Raw genomic sequence first — 20,991 nt, forward strand, 5'->3', positions numbered from 1 at the left:
CCATGGGCCAGGTCGTTGCCGCCGCCGCTTATCACGCGGGCAAGAAAGTCACCGATATCACCCTGAGCGAGGGGCAGGCATGGGCTGCCAGGCCCGAGCACTTTGTCTGGATCGGCCTGCGTGACCCTGACAGCGAGCAGCTGCAGACACTGCGGGAGCAGTTCAATCTGCACGAACTGGCGATGGAAGACGCTATCGCCCAGCACACCCGCCCCAAGCTGGAAACCTTCGGCGACGCCTTGTTCATGGTGCTCTACTCGCCGATCCGCCGGGCCGAGGGACGTCTGGAGTTCGTCGAGACCCAGCTGTTCGCCGGTAAAGGCTATGTGATCAGTGCGCGCTACGGCGATTCGGCGCCCTACTCCAGCGTGCGCCAGCGCTGCGAGGCACGACCGCTGCTGCTGGAGCATGGCGAGGACTTCGTGCTCTATGCCCTGCTCGCCTTCGTGATCGAGAACTACCGGCCGCTGCTGGACCGCATACACAGCGAACTGGAGGACATCGAGCAGACCGTGTTAAGCCGCCCGCTGGCCCAGGCCGATTTCGAGCGCATCCACAGCCTGCGCCGCGACCTCCTACGCCTGCGCCGCCAGGTCGCGCCCCTCTCGGAAATCTGCCAGGAACTGCAGCAGCTCGACTTTCCCTTCATCGACAAGCACATGCGCCCGTACTTCCGCGACATTGCCATCCACGTCAACCGTTTGCTGGAAGACCTCACCGGCCTGCGGGAAATGGCCGATCACGCCATCGAAATCGGCCTGCTGCTGGAGGCCTCCAGACAAAGCCTGACCCAACGCAAATTCGCCGCCTGGGCAGCAATCCTCGCCTTCCCCACAGCAGTGGCTGGCCTCTATGGAATGAACTTCCAGAACATGCCGGAGCTGACCTGGCATTACGGCTATTTCGGCGTGCTGGGCTTGATTGGCATGGGTTGCGTCGGACTGTTTGCCAACTTCAAGCGCCTGGGTTGGCTGTAGCAACCTGGGCAGATCGGGTAAACGCCCTAAAGCATGAAGCCCAGCTCAAGACCTGGCTGGGCTTCATAACGGCCGACCTGGCGACGCCTGTGGCTCAGGCGCTTTGCACGCCTTTGCCCTGGGCCACGAAACGCATCATCCACTCGGCCACCGTGGTGCCCTGGTGATCGTGTTCCAGGCTCTCTACCGCCTTGCTGTAGACCGGCTCGCCGATGCACTTCTGGCGAATATCGAGCAGGGTGCGCGAGTAGTCGTGGATAAACTCGGGATGGCCCTGGAAGCACAGCACCTGTTCACCGATGCAATAGGCCGCTACCGGACAGAACTCGCTCGAGGCCAGCAGGGTGGCGTTTTCAGGCAGTGCGGTGACCTGATCCTGGTGACTGATCAGTAGCGTCAGGCGCTCCAGCGCCGGGGTCATCCACTGCGCCTGCTGCTTGATCTCGTAGTGATGGATGCCCACGCCCCAGCCCTGCGCGGCCCGCTCACTGCGGCCGCCGAGGAGCAGCGCGAGCAACTGATGCCCGAAGCAGATACCGAGCAGCTTGTCGCCATTCTCATAGCGCTGCAGCAGATAGGTCTTGAGGGTCTGAATCCACGGATCACTGCCAAAGGAATCGGCCTTGCTGCCGGTTACCAGGTAGGCGTCATAGCGCTCATCGTCAGCCGGATACTCGCCCTGCACCACGTTGAACACCTCGAAGCTCGCCGCCAGCGGCTGCTTGGAGAACAGACGTTCAAACATGCGGCCGTAGCCCTGGTATTGGTCGATAAGTTCGGGGCGGAGTACATCGGTTTCCAGAATGCAGATGCGCAGTGACATTGAGTGGATTACCTGAGGCGACCTGGGTGGTTGAGAAGGCGCCTAGCGTGCATCGAAGGTATCTGGAACGCAATATCCACGGGGCTTTCCGATGAAATCTGGCGATGTCCGGCAACTATCACTGTCTTCGATAGGCATCATGCCGAGCATTCACTTCTGTTGATGGCGGAGCTCGGCAAAGATGCTGCCACAGCCCCCATCACAGAGAAAAAGCATCATGAGCAGTTTCGCCGCCATCGCCAGCCTGATTGCCGCCTCCGCCTTCCACAGCGTGCCGGCACCCACCCAACAGCAACAGCAGGCCCGTGCCCGCCAATGAGTCACTGCGGCATTCGCCACGGAGGTCTTGTCATGTCCATCACCGAAGCCTTTTCCAACACCAGCACCTACGGCATTACCTATGTCAGCCTGAGCGAATCAGGCCTGCACTTCGAGTCCGAGGCGGCCGTGCACACCGAGGAGGGCGACCTGCTGACCCTGCGCATGCCCACCCGGCAGAGCGAGAAGCTGGCGATCCACTCGGTGATCTGCCTGCAGAACGGCTGGTGCCAGGCTGCATAAGGCGCAACGCGCCTAACCGCTCGACGCTGCAGACCGCGGAAACGAAAAAGCCGGCTTAGGCCGGCTTCCTCGTCAACAGCGCAAACCTCAGAAGCCCTCGCCCTTGGCCGCCTTCTCCAGCAGCAGGGCCGGCGGCAGGAAGCGCTCGCCGTACTGCTCGGCCAGGTACTGGGCACGGGCGACGAAGTCCTTGATGCCGTACTGGTTGATGAACTGCAGCGCCCCGCCTGTCCAGGCGGCGAAGCCGATGCCGAAGATCGAGCCGATATTGGCGTCGGCCACCGATTTCAGCACACCCTCCTCCACACAGCGCACCGTCTCGATGGCCTGGATAAACAGAATGCGGTCACGCACGTCCTCCTGGGAGATCTGCGCATCGGCCTTCTCGAAGCGGGCCTTGAGCTCTGGCCACAGGTGCTTCTTGCCGCCCTCGGGGTAATCGTAGAAGCCACCTCCGGCGGCCTTGCCCGGGCGCTTGTACTCCTTGAGCATCAGATCGATCACGGCGAACGCCGGATGTTGCGGAATCTGTTTGCCCTCGGCGGCCAAGTCAGCCACGGTCTGCTGGCGGATATGGTCCATCAGGCTCATCGACACCTCGTCACTGATCGCCAGCGGGCCCACCGGCATGCCGGCCTTGCGTGCCTCGGCCTCGATCATCGCCGCGCTGACGCCTTCGCCGAGCATGGCGATGCCCTCGTTGGTGAAGGTGCCGAACACCCGCGAGGTGAAGAAGCCGCGGCTGTCCTCGACCACGATCGGGGTCTTCTTGATCTGCAGCACGTAGTCGAAGCCACGCGCCAGGGTCTCGTCGCTGGTTTTGGCGCCCTTGATGATCTCCACCAGCGGCATCTTGTCGACCGGGCTGAAGAAGTGCAGGCCGATGAACTTGTCCTGCTTCTGCACCGCAGTCGCCAGGCCGGTGATCGGCAGGGTCGAGGTGTTGGAGGCGATCACCGCATCCGGCAGTGCGGCGGCCTCGGCAGCGGCGTTGACCTTGGCCTTGAGGGCGCGGTCTTCGAACACCGCCTCGATGATCAGGTCGCAACCTTCGAGGTCGGCGTCGCTGGCGGTCGGCTTGATCCGCGCCAGGAAGGCGTCGCGCTTGTCGGCCGTCATGTGGCCACGGCTGACCTTCTTGTCGAGCAGCTTGGCCGAATAGGACTTGCCCTTCTCTGCCGCCTCGATGGACACGTCCTTGAGCACCACCTCGATGCCGGCGGCGGCCGACACATATGCGATGCCGGCGCCCATCATGCCGGCACCAAGCACACCGACCTTCTTCGTCACGTACTGCGGAATGCCCTGCGGGCGCGAGCTGCCGGCGTTGATCTCGTTCAACTGGAACCAGAAGGTGCCGATCATGTTCTTCGCCACCTGGCCGGTGGTCAGCTCGGTGAAGTAGCGCGCCTCGATGATCTGCGCGGTGTCGAAGTCGACCTGCGCGCCCTCGACGGCGGCGCACATGATCTTCTCCGGCGCGGGGAAGCAGCCCTTGGTCTTGTCACGCAGCACGCTCGGCGCAATGGCCAGCATCTGTGCCACGGCCGGGGTGCTCGGCGTGCCACCGGGAATCTTGTAGCCCTTGGCGTCCCACGGCTGCACCGCAGCCGGGTTGGCGGCAATCCAGGCGCGCGCCTTGGCCAGCATCTCTTCGGGAGTCGCGGCGATGTCGTGGATCAGGCCGGCCTTGAGCGCGGCGTCCGGGCGTACCTTCTTGCCTTCGGCCAGGTACGGCAGGGCCTTCTCCAGGCCGAGCAGGCGCACCATGCGCACCACGCCGCCACCGCCCGGCAGCAGGCCGAGGGTCACTTCCGGCAGGCCCAGCTGCACGCTGGAGTTGTCCAGGGCGATGCGGTGGTGACAGGCCAGGCAGATTTCCCAGCCACCGCCCAGCGCGGCGCCGTTGATCGCGGCCACCACCGGCTTGCCCAGGGTCTCCAGGCGGCGCAGCTGGCCCTTGATATTGAGGATCATGTCGTAGAACGGCTTGGCGTCGGCCTTGGTGACCTTGATCAGCTCGTTGAGGTCGCCGCCAGCGAAGAAGGTCTTCTTCGCCGAGGTGATGATCACCCCGGCGATGCTGTCCTTCTCGGCTTCCAGGCGTGCCACGGTCTGGCCCATGGCCTCGCGGTACACCGCGTTCATGGTGTTGGCGCTCTGGCCGGGCATGTCGATGGTCAGGACGACGATATTGTCCTGGCCCTTTTCGTAACGGATGGCGTCAGTCATTTTTCTTATCTCCGCCTCAAACTCTTTCAATAATCGTCGCGATACCCATGCCGCCACCGACACACAGCGTGGCCAGGCCGTAGCGCAGCTCGCGCTTCTCCAGCTCGTCGAGCAGGGTGCCGAGGATGGCGCAGCCGGTAGCGCCCAGCGGGTGGCCCATGGCGATGGAGCCGCCGTTGACGTTGACCTTGCTCTCCGGCACGCCCATGTCCTTCATGAACTTCATCACCACCGAAGCGAACGCCTCGTTGACCTCGAACAGATCGATGTCCTCCACCGACAGCCCGGCCTTGGCCAGTGCCTTGCGGGTGGCCGGCGCCGGGCCGGTGAGCATGATGGTCGGGTCGGTGCTGGTCACCGCGGTGGCGACGACGCGCGCACGCGGCTTCAGGCCCAACTCCTTGCCCTTGGCTTCGGAGCCAATCAGCATCAGCGCCGCGCCATCGACGATGCCGGAGCTGTTGCCCGGGGTGTGCACGTGCTCGATGCGCTCGACGTGCGAATACTTGCGCAGGGCGGTGGCGTCGAAGCCCATCTGCCCCATCATCTCGAAGCTCGGCTTGAGCTTGCCCAGGCCATCGAGGGTGCTGTCACCACGGATGAATTCGTCGCGGTCGAGCAGCACGATGCCGTTCTGGTCGGTGACCGGGATCAGCGACTTGGCGAACGAGCCATCGGCGCTGGCACGCGCGGCCTTCTGCTGCGAGCGCAGTGCAAAGCTGTCGACGTCGCTGCGGGAGAAGCCTTCAAGGGTGGCAATCAGGTCCGCGCCCACGCCCTGCGGCACGAAGTTGGTGTGCATATTGGTCGCCGGGTCCATCGCCCAGGCGCCGCCGTCCGACCCCATGGGGATGCGCGACATGGACTCCACGCCGCCGACCACCACCAGGTCCTCGAAGCCCGAGCGCACCTTCATCGCGCCCATGTTCACCGCCTCCAGCCCCGAGGCGCAGAAGCGGTTGAGCTGCACGCCGGCCACGCACTCGGCCCAGTCGGCGGCCAGCACGGCGGTCTTGGCGATGTCGGCGCCCTGGTCACCCACCGGGGTCACACAGCCCAGCACCACATCGTCGACCTGAGCGGTGTCCAGGCGGTTACGCTGCTCCAGGGCCTTGAGCAGGCCGACCACCAGGTCCACCGGCTTGACGCTGTACAGCGCGCCGTCCTTCTTGCCCTTGCCGCGCGGGGTGCGCACGGCGTCGAAAATATATGCTTCGGTCATGACGTCCTCGGTGCATGGCAGCGGCAAATGCCGGGTCGCTCTACCTTAAGTCCACGCCCCATGGACTCAATGACCGATGCGCTCAGGCCCATTGACCGTTCGGCTCAGACGAGCGGTCGTCATTAACTACCCATCCGCCTGCAGAGCGCGAAGGCTCTGGCTCAAGGCCTGCTGCACGGGCGCCAGTCCACCGCAATAACCAGCTTGTACAACCAAGCGTTTTGTAGAAGCCAAGTGGTCTAAGCCAAGTGTGACCGCGCCCCTAGCATTACTCATGCAAGGGGCCGTCGCCGGGTTCTGCCGGGACGGCTTTTTTATCTGCGCCACGGTGTGGTGCCCCGCTCGCAGCCTGGCGCTGCCGGCAACGGCCGAAACACCAACAAGAACAAAGGCAGTAGCGTCATGATCAAACAAGCCAAGTACCGGCAGGCGAGCCTGATCGTCCTTGCCACCACCGTCATCCTGATCCTGCCCAACGTGAGTCGCCTGGTCAGCTGATCATTCTTCCCCCGCCGTAGCCCGAAGCCGTAGTGCTCGGGCTGCGGAACAACCCACTCGGAGACTGTGCTAGCGTGAGCGTTCGACGCCTCATGAGGTCTCCTGCCATGCGCCATTTCCTGCTTTGCCTCAGCCTCGCGCTGAGCCCGCTGGCCGCCCAGGCCGGCGATATCGACGCTACCGCTGCCCTGCACGCCCTGGCCCAGCCCGGTGCCGTGCTGATCGACGTGCGCTCCGCGGACGAATTCGCCAGCGGCGCCTTGCCCGGCGCCAAGCTCATTCCCCACGGCGACATCGCTGCACGCATCGCCGAAGTCGCGCCGGACAAGCACGCTCCGGTAGTCCTCTACTGCCGCAGCGGCCGCCGTTCCAGCGTCGCCCAGGACGAACTGCAGGCGCTGGGCTACACCCAGGTGATCAACGCGGGCGGCTACGACCAGTTCAAGCTGGCCCGCGACCACCAGAGCGAGAGCCCAATATGCACCAACTGCTGAGCCGCCTGCTGCTGGGCGCCGCCCTGCTCGCCCCGCTGGCCCAGGCCGCCGAACTCAAGCTGGAGCTGCCCCAGGGCAGCCGCAGTTGGAGCACAGCAGAACTGCTAAGCCACCCGCAGGCGCAGCAGATCGAAATCGCCGCCGACGTGGCCTACAAGCGCGCCATGACCTACCGCGCCGTGCCACTGGCGGCCCTGCTCGACGGCGTGCAGCCCGGCGATCACCTGCAGGCCTTGGCCATGGATGGCTTCGCCGCCGAACTGCCCGCCGCGCCCCTGCTGAGCACCCAGGGCGCCCGCGCCTGGCTGGCAGTGGAAGAACCGGCGCAGCCCTGGCCGGCACTCTCCAGGAACAAGCCCAGTGCCGGGCCGTTCTACCTGGTGTGGCAGAACCCCGAGGCCGCGCAGATCGGCCCGGAGCAGTGGCCGTTCCAGGTGTCCACCCTGCGCCTGCTGGCGCCGGTGGCGCAGCGCTTCCCCGCCCTGCTGCCGGCCGCCGATGCCAGTGCCGAGGTGCAGGCGGGGTTTGCGGTGTTCCAGAAGAACTGCCTGGCCTGTCACCGGCTGAATGGCGCGGGGGATTCCCAGTTCGGGCCGGATCTGAATATTCCGCATAACCCGACGGAGTATTTCGCGGGGGATTTCTTGCGGCAGTACATTCGCGATCCGCAGAGTCTGCGGAAGTGGCCGCAGGGGCGGATGCCGGGGTTTAGCGAGGCGGTTTTGAGTGATCCGGAACTGGCAGCATTGATGGGGTATCTGGAGCACATGGCCACGCACAAGGCTATTCAGTGACTGATTTAAAGCAGCGCGAGCAGTTTCTTACAGGAAGCCCGGAGCAGCCCTAAACCAAGCACGCCACCAATACGGCGCCAAACGCAGGCCTGATTCCTTTACTGAGGCCGGCCATCAGGGAGCCAACCCGGCAAACACGGATACCCACAGCGATACGCAACAGCCTGGTTACCCACTCAGTCGTTCCCCGAGGCAATAAGCCCCCCTGCAAAAGCGACGTTCTTGTTACTCTCCAGCACTCCCCAGGCTGCCCCGGAACCCCACATGCCCCGTCGCTCGACCACCTTCCGCCTGCTCCGCGCTCTGCTGCTGTTTATCGCCCTCATCCTCATCGCCCTGCTCGCCGCCAGCCTCTGGCAGCAACGCGAGCGCGTCGACACGGCCGAGCTGTTCGAACGGGCCAAGGCCTATGACGCGCGCATCGTGCGCGACAGCTGGGGCGTGCCGCATATCTTCGGCGCGCGCGACAGCGACGTGGCCTTCGGCTTCGGCTATGCCCATGCCGAGGACGACTACGCCACCATCCAGGACGTCACCATGGCCGTGCGCGGCCGCCTGGCCATGAGCAAGGGCAGCTCGGCGGCGCCGGGCGATTACGTGGTCAACCTGCTGAACATCTGGCCCACCGTGCGCGCCCGCTACGAGCGCGACCTGCCCGCCGATGTACGCGCCGTCATGCAGGCCTATGCCGACGGCGTGAACCTGTATGCCGCGCAGCACCCGGACAAGGTCGTGGCTTCGGCGCTGCCGATGACCGGCGAGGACGTGGCGGCCGGCTTTCTGTTCAAGATGCCGTTCTTCTATGGCCTGGATAAGACCCTCAAGCAGGTCTTCGAGGGCAAGACCGAGCTGGTCAAGACGCCTACCGGCTCGAACGGCGTGGCGGTGGCGCCGAGCCGCTCCAGCGATGGTGTCACCCGCCTGCTGGTCAACTCGCACCAGCCCTACACCGGCCCGGTGGCCTGGTATGAGGCGGTGCTGCAGAGCAACGAGGGCTGGCATGTGGCCGGCGGCTTTTTCCCCGGCTCGCCCTTCCTGCTGCACGGTCACAACCAACACCTGGGCTGGGCCAACACGGTCAACGCCCCGGACCTGGCCGACGTCTATCAACTGACCATCAACCCCGACAACCCCGATCAATACCGTCTGGACGGCCAGTGGCGCGACCTGCAGCAAGCCACTGCCTGGCTATGGGTGAAACTGTGGGGGCCGCTGCTGGTGCCGGTGCCGAAAACCGTCTGGCGCTCCGAGCACGGGCCGGTGCTGCGCACCGAACAGGGCGACTTCGCCCTGCGCTACGCCGGCATGGATGAAATCCGTGGCGGCCTGCAGGTCTATCGCCTGAACAAGGCGCGCAACCTGGCCGAGTGGCAGGCCGCGATGGCGCTGCAGGCGGTGCCCGCGCTCAATTACCTCTATGCCGACCAGCGCGGCAATGTCGGCTACGTCTACAACGGCCTGTTCCCCAACCGCACAGTCGATATCGACTGGAGCGGCACCCTGCCCGGCGACCGCAGCGACCTGATCTGGCAGGGCTACCTGCCGGCCGAGCGCACGCCGCAGCTGTGGAACCCCGCCTCCGGGCTGCTGTTCAACGCCAATGCCACGCCCTTCCATGCCAGCGAGGCCGGCGATGACCTGCGCCCGCAGGACTTTCCCGCGAGCATGGGCATCCAGACCAACATGACCAATCGCGCCCTGCGCCTGCAGGAAACTTTCGGCGCCGACCGCTCGATCAGCCGCGAGGAGTTCCGCCAGTACAAGTACGACCTGCGCTACAGCGAGCGCTCGGCGCTGGTTGCCTGCGTGCAGCAGATGCTGGCCCTGGACGCGGGGAACGATGAGGAACTGCGCGCGGCGCAGGCGCAGCTCAAGCAGTGGGATTACAACAGCGAGCGGGCCAATCGCGGCGCCGCCCTGGCCCTGCTCGCCACCACCCCGGTGATTCGCGCCCAGGAAGCCAAGCTGCCGGAGCCCGACCTGCGCGAGTCCCTGCTCGCCGCCGCCAGGACCCTCAAGCAGCACTTCGGCCGCCTCGATCCCGAGTGGGCCGAGGTCAACCGCATCGTGCGTGGGGAAACCAACCTGGCGCTGGACGGCTCGTGGGACAGCCTGCGCTCGGTGTGGGGCGAGGCGCAGGAGGATGGCACGCTCAAGGCCGTGGCCGGCGACACCTACATCCTGTTCGTCGAATGGGACCAAAACGGCAAGCTCAGCAGCGACAGCATCCACCAGTTCGGCAGCGCCACCCTCGACAGCCAGTCGCCGCACTATGCCGACCAGGTGCCGGAGTTCGTGGAGATGAAGACCAAGCCGGTGTGGTTCACCGAGGAGCAGCTGGCCGGGCATATCCAGCGCGAGTATCGGCCGGCAGCCTCGGTGCAAGCGCAGTAAGCAAGCTGTCTATTCAGGTTGGAAACTCACTGCGTGCGTTTCCAACCCATACAGTTGCAGACCGCTCCTAGCTGGAAAGCCCTGCGGCTCTAGCTCGCGCCGCGTGCAGCTTCTTGTAGCTGTCGATCAGCCGCAGATGCTTGTCCAGGCCCTCCAGCTGCAGGCTGGTCGGGGTCAGACCGTAGAAGCGCATGCTGCCGTTGACCGAGCCGATGGCCGCGTCCATCCGCTCGTTGCCGAACATGCGGCGGAAGTTGGCCTCGTAGTCGGCCAGTTCCAGGTCGTCGTCCAGCTGCACTTCCAGCACCACGTTGAGCGCCTGGTAGAACAGGCCACGCTCGACGGTGTTGTCGTTGTACTGCAGGAAGGCTTCGGTCAGCGCCTTGGCCTCGTCGTACTTCTTCAGCGCCAGATAGATCAGCAGCTTCAGTTCGAGGATGGTCAGCTGGCCCCACACGGTGTTGTCGTCGAACTCGATGCCGATCAGCGTGGTGATGTCGGTGTAGTCGTCGACCTCGCAGTTCTCCAGGCTCTTGAGCAGGCTCTTCAGACGCAGGTCGCTCAGGCTGTGCAGGTTGAGGATGTCGGAGCGGAAGATCAGCGCCTTGTTGGTGTTGTCCCAGATCAGGTCCTCGACCGGGTAGATCTCCGAATAGCCCGGCACCAGGATGCGGCAGGCGTTGGCGCCGAGGTCGTCGTACACCGCCATGTACACCTCCTTGCCCATGTCCTCGAGAATGCCGAACAGGGTCGCGGCTTCCCGGGCGTTGGACTCTTCGCCGTGACCGGAGAAGTCCCACTCGACGAACTCATAGTCGGCCTTGGCGCTGAAGAAGCGCCAGGACACCACGCCGCTGGAGTCGATGAAGTGCTCGACGAAGTTGTTCGGCTCGGTCAGCGCGTTGCTCTCGAAAGTCGGTTGCGGCAGGTCGTTGAGGCCCTCGAAGCTGCGCCCCTGCAGCAGTTCGGTGAGGCTGCGCTCCAGCGCCACCTCAAAGCTCGGGTGCGCACCGAACGAGGCGAACACGCCGCCGGTGCGCGGGTTCATCAGGGTCACGCACATCACTGGGAATTCGCCGCCCAGGGACGCATCCTTGACCAGCACCGGGAAGCCTTGTTCCTCCAGGCCCTTGATGCCGGCAACGATGCCCGGGTACTTGGCCAGCACCTCCTGCGGCACGTCCGGCAGGGCCAGTTCGTTCTCCAGGATTTCGCGCTTGACCGCGCGCTCGAAGATTTCCGACAGGCACTGCACCTGCGCCTCGGCCAGGGTGTTGCCGGCACTCATGCCGTTGGACAGGTACAGGTTCTCGATCAGGTTGGACGGGAAATACACCGTCTCACCATCGGACTGGCGCACAAAGGGCAGCGAGCAGATGCCGCGCGCCTTGTTGCCCGAGTTGGTGTCGTACAGGTGCGAGCCGCGCAGCTCGCCGTCCGGGTTGTAGATGGCCAGGCAGTAGTCGTCGAGGATTTCCTCGGGCAGCGCATCGCGCGGGCCGGGCTTGAACCACTGCTCGTTCGGGTAGTGAACGAACGGAGCATTGGCGATCTCCTCGCCCCAGAACTGGTCGTTGTAAAAGAAATTGCAGTTCAGCCGCTCGATGAACTCACCCAGCGCAGAGGCCAGCGCGCTCTCCTTGGTCGCGCCCTTGCCGTTGGTGAAGCACAGCGGCGACTGCGCGTCGCGGATATGCAGCGACCAGACGTTGGGCACGATGTTGCGCCAGGAGGCGATCTCGATCTTCATCCCCAGCTCAGCAAGGATGCCGGACATGTTGGCGATGGTCTGTTCCAGCGGCAGGTCCTTGCCGAGGATGCGCGTGCCCTCGCCCTCGGTCAGCGCCGGGATCAGCAGGGCCTGGGCGTCGGCGTCCAGGTTGGCCACCTCCTCGATGACGAAATCGGGGCCGGTCTGCACCACCTTCTTCACGGTGCAGCGGTCGATGGAGCGCAGGATGCCCTGACGGTCCTTGTCGGAGATGTCCGCCGGCAGTTCGACCTGGATCTTGAAGATCTGCTTGTAGCGGTCTTCCGGGTCGACGATGTTGTTCTGCGACAGACGGATGTTGTCGGTGGGGATGTTGCGCGTCTGGCAGTACAGCTTGACGAAGTAGGCCGCGCACAGCGCCGAGGACGCCAGAAAATAGTCAAACGGCCCCGGTGCCGAGCCATCGCCCTTGTAGCGGATGGGCTGATCGGCAATCACCGTGAAGTCATCGAATTTGGCTTCGAGACGCAGGTTGTCGAGAAAGTTGACCTTGATTTCCATGGGGGTACCGGGCACGGGTAAGACGAAAGGTCGCCATTATCCGGCTTTTCGCCGGGAAGTCTCGCCCGGCCGACGCGCAGGCTCCTGCACAGCGCCTAATAACAAATGAAAAGAGGCCATATGGCCTCTTTTCGCATCACGCTGCCGCTGGCGTTTTGCCCCGAACGGCGCCTGCGACACTAGTCTCGCAGCAGTTCCTGCCGCACTCGTGGTGCCAGCAACTCGCCGGCAACCGCCAAAGCACCAATCACCCCAGCGATCCAGTACCAGCGGGCAACCGGGTCGAAGCCCAGCCAGCCCAGCGCGTGCAGGAACACGATGCCGATCAGCACCGGGCTGACGTAACGCACCATGAACAGCCACAGCGCGTAGCCCAGCGGCGGCAGGTTCAGCTCGTCGCGCATCACCTCGCTGCGCAGGCAGTAGCCGGCGAGGATCACCATGCCGATGCCGCCCAGCGGCATCATCCAGCGCGAAGTCAGGTAGTCCAGCCAGTCGAACAGGTTCTTGCCGCCCGGCGTCCAGCCCGCCATAACGTTGAACGACAGCATGGCCAGCAGGCTGATCAGCAGCAGCACCACGCCAGCGCCGGTGGCGGCCTTGGCTCGGCTGATGCCGTGTTTCTCGTTGAGGTAGGCGACGGTGGCCTCGACCAGGGAAATCGCCGAGGTCAGCGCGGCGATGGACACCATGGCGAAGAACAGCACGCCGAAGAAGGTGCCGAACGGCATCTGCTGGAACGCCAGCGGCAGGCTCATGAAGATCAGCCCCGGTCCTGCGCTCGGGCTCAGGCCGTTGGCGAAGATGATCGGGAAGATCGCCAGGCCGGCCAGCAGGGCCACGCAGGTGTCGGCGATGGCGACGACAAAGGTGGTGCGCGCCACCGACTGGCCATCCGGCAGGTAGGAGCCGTAGATGAGGATGGCGCCGGAGGCCAGGCTGAGGGTGAAGAAGGCATGGCCCAGGGCGGCCAGCAGCGCTTCGCCGGTGATCTTCGAGGCATCGAAGGTGAACAGGAAATCCACCCCGGCGCTGAAACTGCCGCTGCTGTAGGCATAGCCAACCAGGATCAGCAGCATCACCGCCAGGCCCGGCATCATCCAGCTCACCGAGCGCTCGATACCCTTCTGCACGCCCTTGGCCACGATGAACAGGGTCAGCAGCGCTACCAGCAGGCTCCAGCCGCCGAGCTGCCAGGGGTTGGCATTGTGCGCCTCGAACACGCCACCGAGCGCCTCGACACTGGTGGCGGCGAGCGAGCCATCAAGCATCTTCCACGTATAGGCGAAGGCCCAGCTGGCCGCGACCACGTAGAAACACAGGATCATGAAGCCGGCGACCATGGCCATCAGCCCCACGCCACGCCACAGCGGGTGCGCCCCGCCCTCGCGCGCGACCCGCGCTACCGCGTCCAGCGGGCTGCCGCGGCCACGGCGACCGAGGGCGATCTCGGTCATCATCACCGGAATGCCGATGGCCAGGATGCACGCCAGGTACATCAGGACGAAGGCGCCGCCGCCGTATTCGCCGGTGATGTAGGGAAACTTCCAGATGTTGCCCAGGCCCACGGCCGAGCCGGTGGCAGCGAGGATGAAGCCCCAGCGCGAGAGCCAGAGGTTCTTCGGTTTTTCACGGGTCATGCGTCACCTGCTTGTTGTTGTGTGTGACGGAAGGAATGCGCCGCCGCACGCCGGCGGCGCGGTGGATCGGGTCAGCCGCGGCCGAGGATCTCGCGGGCCATGCGATCGGCAACCGCCGTGGTGGTCGCGCCTTCGGCTGCGGCCCGGCGGAAGATCTCGTCGAGGGTCGTTTCGATGCCTTCGATGTGCGCCTTGAGCTGCTCGGTGCTGCCGCCAGTGCGCTCGTAGCACACGTCGATGATGCCGCCGGCGTTGATCGCGTAGTCCGGCGCGTACAGGCAGTCGCGGCGACGCAACTGCTCGGCCAGTTCCGGGCTGGCCAGCTGGTTGTTGGCGGCGCCGGCGATGATCGGTGCGCGCAGCGCTTCCAGGGTCTGCGGGTTGACGATGGCGCCCAGGGCGCATGGAGCGAACACGTCGACATCGAGGCCGAAGATGTCGTGCTGGCTGACCGCCTGGGCGCCCAGCTCCTCGACCGCGCGGCGCTGGTTGGCCTCGAAGATGTCGGTCACCCACAACTCGGCGCCGGCGTCCTTGAGGTGTTTGGCCAGGCCGAAACCGACCTGGCCGACGCCCTGGATCGCCACCTTCAGACCGCTCAGATCGTCACGACCGAGACGATGACGGACCGCCGCGCGAATGCCGACGAACACCCCGTAGGCGGTGGACGGCGACGGGTCGCCGTCGCGGGTGCCGCCGCCGAAGGCCTCGCGCTGGCCGGCGCCGGCCACGTGGCGGGTGCGCTGGGCCATGATCTGCATCTCGGCCACGCCGGTGCCGGAGTCGGCGGCGGTGATGTAGCGGCCGCCGAGCTTGTCGACGAAATCGCCCATGGCCTGGAACAGCGCCTCGCTCTTGCCGTTGCGCGGATCGCCGATGATCACCGCCTTGCCGCCGCCCAGCGGCAGGCGCGCCAGGGCCGATTTGTAGGTCATGCCACGCGACAGGCGCAGCACGTCGCGCAGCGCTTCCTCGTCCGAGGCGTAGTTCCACATGCGGCAGCCGCCGAGGGCCGGGCCCAGGGTGGTGTCGTGCACGGCGATGATGGCCTTGAGGCCGCTGGCCTGGTCGTGGCCGAAGACCACCTGTTCGTGATGGTCGAAGTCGATATGGGTGAAGACGGACATGCTGTTTCCTCAAATCTGGGCACGCCAAACGGCTGCCCTCAATGGTCCTGTGGGAGCGGCTTTAGCCGCGATGCTCTTGCGTTGTTCAGACGCGGCTGAAGCGGATTGCCGCCCACCGCTCCCACAAAGCACTTCGAAGGCATTCGTGGGCTTGGGGATGTAAAAGGCCGCCCTCTCCCCTCAGGGGAAAGGCAGAGGACGGCAAGGGGTGACGCGTTAGGCGGCCGGCTCAAACAGCTGTACCGCGGCGATCTCGCTGACCAGCAGACGGGCCTTGAGCTGCTTGGTCTGCTCGCGTACCTGGGCCACGGCATGCTCCTTGACGTGGCCGTAGCCGCGGATCTGCTCCGGTAGCTCAGCCAGGGCCACGGCAGTGCGCAGGTTGTCCGGGCGCAGCTCCTTGAGCAGCAGCTCGACCAGCTCTTCGTACTCCTCGATCAGCTCGCGCTCGACCTTGCGCTCGGCGCTGTGGCCGAACGGGTCGAAAACGCTGCCACGCAGAAACTTGAAGCGCGCCAGCATGCCGAAGGCCTTGAGCACCCACGGGCCGAACTCGCGCTTGATCGGCGCGCCGGTGCGCGCATCGGGCTTGGCCAGCCAGCTCGGCGCCAGGTGGAAGTGCAGGCGATAGTCGCCCTCGAACTGCGCCTCCAGCTGCTGGCGGAAGCTGGGGTCGCTGTACAGCCGCGCCACTTCGTACTCGTCCTTGTAGGCCAGCAGCTTGAAGTAATAGCGCGCCACCGCACGGCTCAGCGCCTGGTCGGCACTGCTGTCGGCCTGGCGCACGCGCTCCACCAGTTGCAGATAGCGTTGCGCGTAGTCGGCATCCTGGTAGGCGGTCAGGCGCTGCATGCGGTCGGCAACAATTTCCTCGAAGGTTTCGCAGCGCGGCGCCTCAGGGTTCTTCGGCTTCGTCAGTTGCTCTACGGCGGTCAGGTCATGGGCGGCACGGCGGCCCCAGAGGAACGCCTGCTGGTTGAGCGGGATCGACACGCCGTTGAGCTCGATAGCCTTGTCGATGGCCTCCGCCGACACCGGCACCAAACCCTTCTGGTACGCGTAGCCGAGCATGAACAGGTTGCTGGCGATGGTGTCGCCGAGCAGCGCAGTGGCCAGGCGGGTGGCGTCGACGAAGTGGGTCTTGCCCTCGCCCACCGCCTCCACCAGCGCCTCGCGCATGGCCGCGCCGGGCACCTGGGCGTCCGGATTGCGGGTGAACTCGGCGGTGGCCGCCTCGTGGCTGTTGACCACCGCGTGAGCGATCTTGTCGTTCAGCTTGGCCAGGGACTCCTCACCGGCCGCCACCACCAGATCACAGGCCAGCAGCAGGTCGGTCTCACCGGCGGCGATGCGCACGGCGTAGATATCGTCCTGCCTGGCGGCAATGCGGATATGGCTGATCACCGGACCGAATTTCTGCGCCAGGCCCGCCTGGTCGAGCACGGTGCAGCCCTTGCCTTCCAGGTGCGCGGCCATGCCCAGCAGCGCGCCGACGGTGGTCACACCACTGCCTCCGACACCCGGCAGGAGGATATTCCACGGCCGCTCCAGGGTTGGGTGACGCGGTTCCGGCAACGCCACGAACAGGGCCTTGGCGCCGAGCGCCTCGGGCTTGCGCAGGCCACCGCCATGCACGGTGACGAAGCTCGGGCAGAAGCCCTCGACGCAGGAGAAGTCCTTGTTGCAGGCGTTCTGATCGATCTGCCGCTTGCGCCCCAGCTCGGTTTCCAGCGGCAGCACGGACAGGCAGTTGGACTTCACGCTGCAGTCGCCACAGCCCTCGCACACCGAGGGGTTGATGAAGGCGCGCTTGGCCGGGTCGGCCAGCTTGCCGCGCTTGCGCCGGCGACGCTTCTCGGTGGCGCAGGTCTGGTCATACAGGATCACCGTGGTGCCCTTGATCTCGCGCAGCTCGCGCTGCACGGCATCCAGCTCGCGGCGGTGGTGGAAGGTGACGATGGGCGCGAAGGTGGCGCGGGTCGGGTACTTGTCCGGCTCGTCGCTGACCAGGGCGATGCGTTTGACGCCCTCGGCATACACCTGCTGGCTGAGCTGGTCGATGCGCAGCTCGCCGTCGATCGGCTGGCCCCCGGTCATAGCCACCGCGTCGTTGTAGAGGATCTTGTAGGTGATGTTGACGCCCGAAGCCACGGCGGCGCGCAGGGCCAGGTGGCCGGAGTGGAAGTAGGTGCCGTCGCCGAGGTTCTGGAACACGTGCGGGGTGTCGGTGAACGGCGCCTGGCCGATCCAGGTAACGCCCTCACCGCCCATCTGGGTGAAGGTGTCGGTGTTGCGGTCCATCCACTGGGTCATGTAGTGGCAGCCGATGCCGCCGAGGGCGCGGCTGCCTTCCGGCAGCTGGGTGGAGCTGTTGTGCGGACAGCCGGAGCAGAAGTGCGGGGTGCGCTTGGTGTCGTGCTTAGGTGCCGCCAGCGCGGCCTCCTTGGCGGCGAGGAAGGCCAGGCGCTCCTCGATCTGCGGGCTGGTGTAGATCGGCGCCAGGCGCTTGGCGATGACCCGGGCGATCATCGCCGGGGTCAGCTCAGCCAGGTTGGGCAGCAGCGAGTTGCCCTCCTCGTCGAACTCGCCGACCACCCGCGGGCGCTTGCCGACCGGCCAGTTGTACAGCTGGCCGGTGAGCTGGTCCTCGATGATGCTGCGCTTCTCCTCGACCACCAGGATCTCGTCCAGGCCCTCGGCGAAGTTGTGCACGGACACCGGCTCCAGTGGCCAGCTCATGCCGATCTTCAGCACGCGCAGGCCGACCTGGGCACACAGTTCCTCGTCCAGGCCGAGGTCATCCAGGGCCTGGCGCACGTCCAGGTAGGACTTGCCGGTGGTGATGATGCCCAGGCGCGGGTTGGGCGAATCGAGCTTGATCTGGTCGAGGTTGTTGGCCAGCGCGAAGGCGCGGGCGGCGTAGATCTTGTACTGGTTGAGGCGCTTTTCCTGGGCCAGGGGAGGGTCCGGCCAGCGGATATGCACGCCGTCTTCCGGCAGCTGGAAGTCGGTCGGCAGCTTGACCTCGACGCGCAGTGGGTCGACGTCCACCACGGCGGAGGAATCGACGTTCTCGGCGATGGTCTTCAGCGCCACCCAGCAGCCGCTGTAGCGCGACAGTTCCCAGCCGAGGATGCCGTAATCGAGGATTTCCTGAACGTTGGCCGGGTTCAGCACCGGCATCGACGCAGCGATAAAGGCGTGCTCGCTCTGGTGGGCGATGGTCGAGGACTTGCAGCCGTGGTCATCGCCGGCCAGCACCAGCACGCCGCCATGCTTGGAAACGCCCGCCGAGTTGCCGTGCTTGAACACATCGCCACTGCGATCCACGCCCGGGCCCTTGCCGTACCACATGGCGAACACGCCGTCGTAGCGCGCGCCGGGGAACAGGTTGGCCTGCTGGCTGCCCCACACGGCGGTGGCGCCCAACTCTTCGTTGACGCCCGGCTGGAAGTGGATGTGGTTGTCCTGAAGGAACTGCTTGGCTTCCCACAGGCTCTTGTCCAGCCCACCGAGCGGCGAGCCGCGGTAGCCGGAAATGAAACAGGCGGTGTTGAGGCCATGGGCAGTGTCACGCTGCTTCTGCAGCATGGGCAGGCGGGTCAACGCCTGGGTGCCGGTCAGGTAAAGCCGGCCGGTGGCTACACGGTACTTGTCGTCCAGACGGATTTCGGCCAGAGACATGGGGCGCTCCTTTTATTCTTGTGTGAGCGAGACGACCTTTCTTGGAGGTCGCCGTTAAGCCTGACGCGGGGTCACCGCAACAGACCGGATGGGCAAAACTATGACCGAGGAGTTCTGGATTTTTCTTTCTTTTTTCGCACCGCTAACGGAATACTGCGCATGAGTTATTCCGCCATGACAAACAAAGAGAAAAATTCATGCAGGAAAAGCTGAGCCCCATCGACCGCCGCATTCTTCGTCTGCTGCAACACAACGCCGACCTCTCCGCCGCCGAGATCGCCGAGAAGGTCGAGCTGTCGCAATCACCCTGTTGGCGCCGCATCCATCGCATGCAGGAAGAGGGTCTGATCGAACGCAAGGTCGCCCTGCTCAACCCGCAGAAGCTCGGCCTGGGCATGACGGTGTTCGTCGATATCAAGCTGTCGGCCCATGGCCGCAACAACCTGGAAGAGTTCGAGGAAGCGGTGGTCGGCTACCCGCAGGTGCTGGAGTGCCACACCATGGCCGGCGGCTCGGACTACCTGCTCAAGGTGGTGGCCAAGGACATTGCCGACTATGAGCGTTTCCTGCGCGACCATCTGTTGCAGCGGCCGCATGTGCAGGAGGCGCATTCGCATATTGCGATGAGTGTGGTGAAGAGGACGACGGAGTTGCCGTTGGATTGATGATGGAAAATTTCGCGTAGAATCAAATCACGCAGTTTTCTACCGAATCTTACGTAACGACCAATACGGAAAAGCAGGATGGACTCACATATCAAACACCCCACTACTTCAGCCATACTACTTCAACAGTTCGACATGGCAATAGGGCGCTACGCAGCCTTCTGCAGCACTACAACAGACCTAATCAAAAGACTATTGACATCAAAAAAGATCGAAGTGCATTCAATCTCAGGCCGCTGCAAAGATCGAGCAAGCTTCGAGAGAAAAATCACAAAAAAGAGCCATTATAGAAACCTCCCCGATATAACCGACCTAGCTGGAATCAGAATAATAACCCACTACTCTGACGACGTAGACGTTATAGCAAAGCTTATAGAGAAAGAATTTGAAATAGACCGAGAAAATAGCATTGACAAGAGAATAATCCTTGACCCCGATCGTTTCGGATACCTTTCACTACACTATGTTGCATCTTTGAAAAGCACTAGATCTAAACTCCAAGAATATTCCGACTACGACGGTCTTAAAGTAGAAATTCAGATTAGATCCATACTGCAACACACTTGGGCTGAGATTGAGCACGACATTGGCTATAAAAACGAATTCGAAGTCCCCGGCCCCATTAAACGAAAATTTTCTCGTCTATCGGGACTGCTAGAACTGGCAGACCAAGAGTTCATTTCAATTAGAAAAGAAATTGACAGGTATTCAAAAGCACTCGACAAACAAATAAAAATAAACACAAAAAATATCGGCCTTGACGCTTTATCTTATGAGAAATTTGTAACCCATAACCCCTTAAGCCTGCAACTTGACAAAAAGGTATGTGAGCTAGGCAATTACGAGACAAGCGCAAGCCTTAACGAATCAAGGATCATTAAGCGCCTAGCCGGCTTCGACATAACCACAATAGAAAAACTTTCCTCTCTCCTTAAGAAGCACGAACCCAGCATCTTAAGAATGACAACTGCACTCAGAGCTCTGCCAGACGAAGACCCTGATCAAGAATCCGAAAAGCCGAGCCCGGTTGTACCTGGAATTAGCTCTTTCTATTTGTTACACGTCCTAGCGGCAATGAAAGAGCCAGAAGATATTGAAACTTACTTAAAGGAAAATGACTGGCTAGATGCCCCAGGCGGCCTGGACTTTCTTGATATTCTCGTCAACTTCTTTAAGCCCCTAGACTGAAAGGGGTACATAAAACTTGCTTGCGTAAAGGGAACGGATTTATTTTCCAGGCCACTGAGCTGAATAAATCGCCCCTTTCGCCCTTACGGCGAGTCACTTTCTCTTGTCTGCGGATGGCCGCCCCGACCAAGAGAAAGCAACCAAAGAGAAGGCCACCCCGACATCCGGGTCTGGCCTGCGGCCAGACTTCCCTCCCTTCGGTGCCGCTCCGGGGGCCGGCGTACAAGGGACGTCCTTGCCCCTTTATCGCGGTGGCGCCCAGCCGTCTCGCCGCATCCATGCGGCACGTCCCCCTGCGCAACACCTCCACTCGGCCTTCTGACGGGGACTTGGGTTCCGAGGTGCCTGGTGGTTTTTCTTGGCGCTGCGCGCAGTGATCGTTCCCACGCTCTGCGTGGGAATGCAGCCCTCGACGCTCTG

14 protein-coding genes are annotated in these 20,991 nt (G+C 63.8%); 7 read left to right on the forward strand and 7 right to left on the reverse strand.

The annotated features are described in order from the left end of the window. Positions 1–2 precede the first annotated feature (2 nt). Positions 3–977: a magnesium and cobalt transport protein CorA gene (locus tag P7A97_RS17660; RefSeq protein ID WP_277691424.1), complete on the forward strand. Its 975-nt coding sequence runs from the start codon at positions 3–5 to the stop codon at positions 975–977. Between the two features lie 94 nt (positions 978–1,071). Here the strand turns inward: P7A97_RS17660 and P7A97_RS17665 are convergent, their stop codons facing one another. Beyond that, complete coding sequence (locus P7A97_RS17665; RefSeq protein WP_277691425.1) at positions 1,072–1,800, reverse strand: amidotransferase; 729 nt, start codon at positions 1,798–1,800, stop codon at positions 1,072–1,074. Positions 1,801–2,151: 351 nt separating this feature from the next. Here P7A97_RS17665 and ptrC point away from each other — a divergent pair, with 351 nt between their 5' ends. Then, positions 2,152–2,361 (forward strand): type III secretion system co-regulatory protein PtrC, encoded by a 210-nt coding sequence (gene ptrC, locus P7A97_RS17670; RefSeq protein WP_277691426.1) that lies wholly within the window; start codon positions 2,152–2,154, stop codon positions 2,359–2,361. An 87-nt stretch (positions 2,362–2,448) separates the two neighbouring features. Here ptrC and P7A97_RS17675 read toward each other — a convergent pair whose 3' ends face one another. Both P7A97_RS17675 and P7A97_RS17680 read right to left on the reverse strand, forming a co-directional pair. Then, complete coding sequence (locus P7A97_RS17675) at positions 2,449–4,593, reverse strand: 3-hydroxyacyl-CoA dehydrogenase NAD-binding domain-containing protein (protein WP_277691427.1); 2,145 nt, start codon at positions 4,591–4,593, stop codon at positions 2,449–2,451. A 16-nt stretch (positions 4,594–4,609) separates the two neighbouring features. Then, on the reverse strand, positions 4,610–5,815 hold the full coding sequence (locus P7A97_RS17680) for an acetyl-CoA C-acetyltransferase (RefSeq protein WP_277691428.1): 1,206 nt from the start codon (positions 5,813–5,815) through the stop codon (positions 4,610–4,612). 605 nt (positions 5,816–6,420) lie between these two features. Between P7A97_RS17680 and P7A97_RS17685 the strand changes: the two genes are divergently transcribed. From P7A97_RS17685 to P7A97_RS17695, 3 genes are all read left to right on the forward strand, one after another. Then, the gene (locus P7A97_RS17685) at positions 6,421–6,807 is read left to right on the forward strand and encodes a rhodanese-like domain-containing protein (RefSeq protein WP_277691429.1); all 387 of its coding nucleotides are present in this window, start codon (positions 6,421–6,423) and stop codon (positions 6,805–6,807) included. Further along, positions 6,792–7,601: a cytochrome c gene (locus P7A97_RS17690; RefSeq protein ID WP_277691430.1), complete on the forward strand. Its 810-nt coding sequence runs from the start codon at positions 6,792–6,794 to the stop codon at positions 7,599–7,601. Before P7A97_RS17685 ends, P7A97_RS17690 begins: the two co-directional genes overlap by 16 nt. Positions 7,602–7,865: 264 nt before the next feature. Further along, positions 7,866–9,995 carry an acylase gene (locus tag P7A97_RS17695; protein WP_277691431.1) on the forward strand — a complete coding sequence of 710 codons (2,130 nt, stop codon included), beginning with the start codon at positions 7,866–7,868 and terminating at the stop codon, positions 9,993–9,995. A 67-nt stretch (positions 9,996–10,062) separates the two neighbouring features. On the opposite strand, the gene P7A97_RS17700 is transcribed toward P7A97_RS17695, so the two are convergent. From P7A97_RS17700 to P7A97_RS17715, 4 genes are all read right to left on the reverse strand, one after another. Then, the gene (locus P7A97_RS17700) at positions 10,063–12,267 is read right to left on the reverse strand and encodes an OsmC domain/YcaO domain-containing protein (protein WP_277691432.1); all 2,205 of its coding nucleotides are present in this window, start codon (positions 12,265–12,267) and stop codon (positions 10,063–10,065) included. A 179-nt stretch (positions 12,268–12,446) separates the two neighbouring features. Then, positions 12,447–13,907 carry a sodium-dependent transporter gene (locus P7A97_RS17705; protein ID WP_277691433.1) on the reverse strand — a complete coding sequence of 487 codons (1,461 nt, stop codon included), beginning with the start codon at positions 13,905–13,907 and terminating at the stop codon, positions 12,447–12,449. Between the two features lie 71 nt (positions 13,908–13,978). Then, the gene (locus P7A97_RS17710; RefSeq protein WP_277691434.1) at positions 13,979–15,034 is read right to left on the reverse strand and encodes a Glu/Leu/Phe/Val dehydrogenase dimerization domain-containing protein; all 1,056 of its coding nucleotides are present in this window, start codon (positions 15,032–15,034) and stop codon (positions 13,979–13,981) included. A gap of 216 nt (positions 15,035–15,250) precedes the next feature. Further along, positions 15,251–18,718: an indolepyruvate ferredoxin oxidoreductase family protein gene (locus P7A97_RS17715; RefSeq protein ID WP_277691435.1), complete on the reverse strand. Its 3,468-nt coding sequence runs from the start codon at positions 18,716–18,718 to the stop codon at positions 15,251–15,253. 197 nt (positions 18,719–18,915) lie between these two features. Here P7A97_RS17715 and P7A97_RS17720 point away from each other — a divergent pair, with 197 nt between their 5' ends. Together P7A97_RS17720 and P7A97_RS17725 are read left to right on the forward strand one after the other, a co-directional pair. Beyond that, positions 18,916–19,383 carry an Lrp/AsnC family transcriptional regulator gene (locus P7A97_RS17720; RefSeq protein ID WP_277691437.1) on the forward strand — a complete coding sequence of 156 codons (468 nt, stop codon included), beginning with the start codon at positions 18,916–18,918 and terminating at the stop codon, positions 19,381–19,383. Between the two features lie 78 nt (positions 19,384–19,461). Beyond that, the gene (locus P7A97_RS17725; RefSeq protein WP_277691438.1) at positions 19,462–20,571 is read left to right on the forward strand and encodes a hypothetical protein; all 1,110 of its coding nucleotides are present in this window, start codon (positions 19,462–19,464) and stop codon (positions 20,569–20,571) included. The last annotated feature ends 420 nt before the right edge of the window (positions 20,572–20,991 follow it).

The organism is Pseudomonas sp. GOM6, assembly GCF_029537485.1.
Lineage (GTDB): Bacteria > Pseudomonadota > Gammaproteobacteria > Pseudomonadales > Pseudomonadaceae > Aquipseudomonas.